The sequence below is a fragment of the Pseudomonas caspiana genome (assembly GCF_040224095.2).
GTDB lineage: Bacteria > Pseudomonadota > Gammaproteobacteria > Pseudomonadales > Pseudomonadaceae > Aquipseudomonas > Aquipseudomonas caspiana.
Genome location: NZ_CP167995.1, coordinates 4,319,620 through 4,325,345, shown reverse-complemented (window position 1 = coordinate 4,325,345; position 5,726 = coordinate 4,319,620). Strand labels below are relative to the sequence as shown.

Here is a 5,726-nt window from a genome sequence, read left to right as displayed (position 1 = left end):
CACGCTCGCACCGGCTTTATTCCATTTCGGTGGGACCGGCTTTAGCCGGGAAGAGGGCGGTACAGTCACTGAAGACCAGTCGTCAGTGACAAAGTCTTCCCGGCTAAAGCCGGTCCCACTGGAAAGCCCCGCCAGCAGGGCTTTGTCGAGACTTCATTTTTATTCAAAGGATTTTTCATGCCAGTACATCCTGATCTAGCAGCCTTTCTGGAAATGGCGGAGTTTGGTCGCTTGAGTGGCAGCAGCAAGCCGCTGCATGAGCTGACGCCGGTTGAGGCACGCGAGACGTTTGAACTCACCTCTGAGTTGTTCCAGACGTCCTTGCCTGAAGGTGTTCAGGCGCAGGCGCTTCAATTGCCCGCACGCCAGGGCAGTACCCTGTCTGCCCGGCTTTACCGCAAGCCCTGCAATGAACCTGACGGTCAACCGGTTTTGCTGTTCTTTCACGGCGGGGGCTATGTGGTGGGCAGCTTGCAAACCCATGATTCAGTCTGTGCACAACTGGCCGCCGCATCCGGTTGGGCTGTGCTTGCGGCTGATTATCGACTGGCGCCGGAGCATATTTTTCCCGCAGCCTTCGAAGACGCTGAAGATGCCGTGAATGCGATTCCGGCGCTGGCCAGGGACTTCGCTCTGAATGCCGCTCGCGTCGTGTTTGCGGGCGACAGTGTAGGCGCCAGTCTTGCTGCCTCGCTAGCGATTCAGGCGGTACGTCAAGACAGCCCGTTGACGGTTAAGCCTGTCGCACAGCTGCTGTTTTATCCGGTGGCTGACATGAGTCGCGAGCAGCAATCGCATCGCACGTATGCCGAAGGGTATTTGCTGGAAAGCCTGACTTTGCAGTGGTTCTATCGTCAGTACTGCCCCGACCCGGCGAGCCGTCTGGATTGGCGTGCTTCTCCCTTGTTGGCGCGGGACATTGCAGGCGTCGCCCCGGCGTATGTAAGCCTGGCAGAGTTCGATCCGCTTTATGACGAAGGTGTGTTGTTTGCCGAGCATCTCAAGGAACACGGCGTACCGGTGCATCTGGAGACAGAGCCTGGACTGACCCATGACTTCTTGCGCATGACGGAGATGGTCGCGACGGTGCCGCAGATTTATCACAGAGTGGGGCAGTGGTTGCAGCGGCGCTGATTACCTCCCGGCATAGGCAGGCAACAAAAGTCGAAGTCATAAAAAACCTGGCGCGGTTACCCGGCCAGGTTTTTTATCGCCTGTCAGCTCTGTTTAAAAGCTGTACTTGGTCGTCACCATCACGTTGCGTGGGTCGCCGTAGTAGCCGCCCCTGAAGGTTTCATCCAGAGCGCTCAGGTACTTCTTGTCGAACAGGTTGTTGACGTTGACCAACGTGGAGAGGTTGTCGGTGAACTCATAACGCGCCATCAGGCTGAAAACTGCAAAGTCATCCTGCTTGGCTTTGTACGTCCTGTTCATCTCCCATGAGGGTGACACGTAATCGAAGTGCATACCGCTCTGCCAATTGACGCCGCCGCCGACGGTCAAGTGATCCAGTTCGCCAGGCATCCGGTAGGTGGTCCAGAATTTCGCCAGATTTGCAGGGGCGACAGTGTTCAACCGATTGCCGTCCGCATCCTTGGTGATGGCGTGGGTATAGCTGGCGGCAACTTTCCAGCCTGGCAATACTTCACCGTTGATCTCTGCGTCGAAACCGCGTGTCTTGGCGCCATTGACAGCTTCGTAAATACCCTCGGTTTGCCCCGCTCCGACGCTGACCGTCCGGCCGGTCGCTTCTGCCAGATTGTCCTGCAGGGTTACGAATACGTCGACGCTGGTGTTGATCTTCCCATCCAGAAACTCACTCTTGAGTCCGATCTCATAAGCATCACCGGTACGTGGCTCCAGCGACTGAAGGTTCGCATCGCGACGTTGCTGGGGCATGAAGATGCTGGTGTAACTTGCGTATACCGAGTGTTGATCGTTCAGGTCGTAGATGATACCTGCATAGGGAGTGACCTCACCGTGCTCCTGATACTTGGTCTCCCTGTCACGAGTCAGCGGATTTCGATAATCGTAGTACATGTCGTACTTGTAATTACTGGCCCGCCCTCCAAGGATGACTGAGAGATCGTCTGTGGGCTTGAGCCTTACGGCCGCGTAAGTGCCCAGTTGGCGGATGGTAGTGTCGTTGTCGAACAGGATCTGACCGTTGCCTTGCGGCTCCGCAGTGTCGTTACCCCAATCGTAGTAATTGACGTTGCGGCCTTCGACTGTTTCGCCAGCGTTAGGATCGTTGTGGTCTTCAAATTTGGTATAGGTCATGCCGACCACCAGCTCATGCTCGCGCCCGAACAGCTGGAACGGACCTTTGGCGTTGACGTCGACCCCCGTTTGTTTTTGCCAGCCGGTGGAGCTGCCTCCGTACAAACGCATGCCATCGCCTGTGTCCTCATTGAGGAAGCCCCAGCTTGCGGATGCCAGTTTGGCTTCGCGCTTGCTGTACATCTGGTTGACCGAAGCTTTCAGCGACCAGTCGTTGGCCAGTTGCTGTTCCAACGAGTAGAAGACATTAAGCGTGTCCTGCTGACGGGTGCTCCATTTTGCTGCCGGGTTGGTCGAGCGAGAAAGATCGGTCTGGCCGCCGGTGGTGTTGAACAGCGGGAAGCTGGCAAAGGACACTCCCTTCGGGTCCTGCTTCTGATAATCGTAACCGGCAGTCAACAACAGGCTGTCGTTGAGGTCTGCTTCGATGATGCCGTAATAGACCTGTTTTTCGGTCTTGTAGTAATCGATGAAGCTGTTGCCCTGCTGGTAGGCGTTGACCATGCGTCCGCGAATATTGCCGGTAGGTGTCAGCGGTCCGGAGACGTCCATCTCGGTGCGGTATTGATCCCATGAACCCAGGCCCGCACTGACATAACCCTGGAGTTTATCGGTAGGCCGCTTGCGCACCAGGTTGATCGTACCCGACGGATCACCGGCACCGGTCAAGAGACCCGTCGCGCCACGCAGCACTTCAATCCGGTCATAGATCGCCATGTCCGACAGGCTTTGCGGCGTGGCACTAGTGGAGACCACCAGCGTGGTAGGGACACCGTCGTATTGGTAGCTGTCGACGCTGTAGCCGCGGGAAAAGATATTTACCCGCTCGGAGTCCAGCGGTTGCAGTGCAATCCCCGGCGTCTGCTCCAGCACTTTCGCGAGGCTCGTCAGGTTCTGGTCATCCAGTCGCTGACGAGTGATGACGCTGACGGTCTGCGGCGTTTCGCGCAATGATAGATTCAGACGTGTTGCTGTGTTGGTTGCACCTGTGGTGTACGACCCGGTCCCCTCGGTAGTCGCTCCCAGCCCCTTGCCGTCGATGTTGGTTGCCCCCAACTCCACCGACCCTGCACTGCCACGACCGGATACGGTCAGGGTATCGCCCTGCAGGCTGTACGCCAGGCCTGTGCCTTTAAGCAGAACGCCGATGGCCTCCCTGGGCTCATAGCGACCGCGCAGTGCTGTGCTGTTCAGGCTTTGCGTGTCGTCCGGGCTATAGAGCAGTTGCACGTTGGCTTGTTGACCAAAGGTCTGCAATGCGGAAGCCAGTGGCTGCGCAGGAATGTTGAAATCGATTTCCTGGGCACTGACCTGAGCCGACAGCGGAGCGATCATGGCCACGCCCATTGCCGCGCCCAACACGCGAGGCTGGAACAGGCGGCGCAGAGTGATGGCCCGGGTGAGGGGCGAGAGGCTGTGTAGTGCTGGCATCGTGGGCTCTTGCTCTTGAAGTTGTGTTGTAAACGGGAATTATTTGTATTGGCGACTATGAGACGTTGTACCCGAAAAAAACCGGAAAAGATTTTCCGGTTTTTTTTGCGCGATCAGTAAAAGCTCATGCCACCACTGATTCTGTCTCTGTGACCACGCTGCCTGCGCGCATGCGTACGATCTGGTCGGCGACATTGAAATACCGGTCGTCGTGGGAGATGACGATGATGGTTTTGCCCAGACGTTTGAGGTCCGGCAGCAGTTCGGTATAGAAAATGCGCCGGAACGTCGGGTCCTGATCAGCGGCCCACTCGTCGAACACTAGCACCGGGCGCTCTTCCAGCCATGCGCTGACCAGTGCCAGACGTTTGCGCTGGCCGGTGGACAGGTCGGTGGTGGTGAACGCGCCATCGCGCACGCTGACTTTATGATCGATCTCAAGGCGTTTGAGGTAGCGGGTCGCATCTTCGGGAATCTGCGTGTCACCCTGAATCACGTCATCAAACAGGTAATAGTCGGCAAAAATAGTGGTGAACAGTTGTCGGTAGTCGTCGCGGGTCTGTGCGTTCACTGCTTGCCCGTTGAGGGATATTTCCCCGGTCTGCGGTGCATACAGGCCCAGCAACAGCTTGATCAGTGTGGTCTTGCCGCAACCGTTTTCGCCGACAATAAAAGTGATATCGCCTTCTTTGATGCGCAGATTGACCGGGCCGAGCTGGAAAGGCTGGTTGCCTTCCACTGGAGGGAAACTGTAGCTGACGTTGTTGAGTTCCAGGCTGTGCACCGCAGTGGTGGTGCTGCCTTGATCGCTGAGCAGCAGGTGCGGCTCGGGTGAAGAAAACTGTCGGGACAGTTCAGCGATGCGGCGAAACGCAATTTGTGCGCGGCTGATGATCGGCAGGGTGCCGATCAGGTGTTCCAGCGGGCCTTTCATGTACAGCAGCACCAGCACAAAACCGCTCATGACCGCTTTGTCGCCGCTTGGCCAGACCGATTGCAGGGCCAGTGCCAGACCGATCACCACGAAGAACAGCATCGAGCCGAAGGACTTGGCAATGACGAAGGTGTTGATCGAGCGAATTTGCGTGTCGCGGATGTTCCCGGCCGTTTCCTGTATGCCATGGGTGAACATGCGATGGCGGCGCGGGCGATGGATGCGTAACTCCTTGGCACCTTCGGCAATTGCGTTGTAGTGCCGTTGCAGTTCATCTTCGCCGGCACGTGCCGTTTCAAAACCGGCAATGCCTTTGCCCCGTGCGATGAATTGCACCACGGTGCCGATCACAATCGCCACCAGCATGATCAGGAACATCGGCCAGGACAGCATCGCCAGATAACCCAGGCAACCGAGGGTTACCGAGAACGAAATAGCCAGTGGCGCAAAGGCGAAGGCGAAATCGCTGATGGTGTCGACGTCATGGGTCAATACCGGGATCAGGCGATGGCTACGATAGCGCTCGATCTGGTCGATGGGCGCCGAGAGCACTTTCTCGCCCAGTTCTTTACGCAGCGTGGCGATGATGTGTTGCCCGACATAGTTGGTGCCCATGTCGGAGCAAATCGAGCTGAACAAAGCCAGCAAGCAAAGCCCGGCAAAGCCCAGCACCACGCCTTGAGTCAAACCGGCATCGGAATGCAGGGCGTTGTTGATGGTCGCCAGCAAGGCCGTCACCGACAGGCCGCCGACAATACCCAGTGCGGTGGAGAGCGTTACCAGTGGCCAGAAGGGTTTGAGCAGGCCGAGCAATTCGCGCAAGGCGCTGCGAGGTTGGCTGGACATTGAAGTCTCCGCATCGAATGGGTAAAGGAGGGGGCGACAAGCGTTCGCGGCTTGTCGCCAACTACCCATAGAACGAGCAGATGGCCCGGCAATTTAGCGGGAACTGTTGGTGGGTTGGAGATGCTGTCGCAAAGGGCTTCTATCAAACAAAATGCAATTTTCCAAGTTGACCCCAATCCTGTAGGAGCTCACCGAGGTTACGAGGCCAGCGATAGAGGTTTATCTGACACACCGC

The 5,726-nt window shown here is 57.2% G+C and carries 3 protein-coding genes; 1 reads left to right on the top strand and 2 read right to left on the bottom strand.

The genetic code is table 11. The features are described 5' to 3' along the window. Window positions 1–177 precede the first annotated feature (177 nt). On the top strand, window positions 178–1,134 hold the full coding sequence (locus tag ABRP31_RS19610) for an alpha/beta hydrolase (protein ID WP_349972050.1): 957 nt from the start codon (window positions 178–180) through the stop codon (window positions 1,132–1,134). Between the two features lie 93 nt (window positions 1,135–1,227). Here ABRP31_RS19610 and ABRP31_RS19605 read toward each other — a convergent pair whose 3' ends face one another. Further along, the gene (locus ABRP31_RS19605; RefSeq protein ID WP_349972051.1) at window positions 1,228–3,711 is read right to left on the bottom strand and encodes a TonB-dependent siderophore receptor; all 2,484 of its coding nucleotides are present in this window, start codon (window positions 3,709–3,711) and stop codon (window positions 1,228–1,230) included. A 124-nt stretch (window positions 3,712–3,835) separates the two neighbouring features. After that, window positions 3,836–5,491: a cyclic peptide export ABC transporter gene (locus tag ABRP31_RS19600; RefSeq protein WP_349972052.1), complete on the bottom strand. Its 1,656-nt coding sequence runs from the start codon at window positions 5,489–5,491 to the stop codon at window positions 3,836–3,838. Window positions 5,492–5,726: the final 235 nt, after the last annotated feature.